1 protein-coding gene is annotated in these 278 nt (G+C 54.3%); it reads left to right on the top strand.

Going from position 1 to position 278, the window contains the following annotated elements; all coding sequences use genetic code 11:
- Positions 1 to 265, top strand: a 265-nt coding sequence (locus ACPYOJ_RS35245) for a cysteine hydrolase family protein (RefSeq protein WP_481420369.1), incomplete at its 5' end; no start/stop codon positions are given.
- Between the last annotated feature and the right edge of the window lie 13 nt (positions 266 to 278).

Here is a 278-nt window from a genome sequence, read left to right as displayed (position 1 = left end):
CTTAAAGAAACAGGGAATTAAAAAGGTCATCGTGGCGGGCCTGATGACGCATATGTGTATCTCATCGACTGCACGTGATGCTGTACCGCTGGGTTATAGCGTGATTATTCCGGAAGATGCGACAGCCACGCGCGATCTGGATGACGGGAAGGGGGGCATGGTGGATCACGACACGCTGCAGCGTGCAGCGCTGGCAGGCGTCGCGGATGTCTTTGCTGAAATCATGACCACGGATCAGGTGATGGCGCTGGCGGTGGAAAAATAAGACCGAACTGAAA

The sequence above is a fragment of the Rhizobium sp. SVR5-9E genome (genome assembly GCF_056755095.1).
Note: the sequence above shows the minus strand (reverse complement) of the source record. Positions and strands in the feature narration are given on the sequence as shown.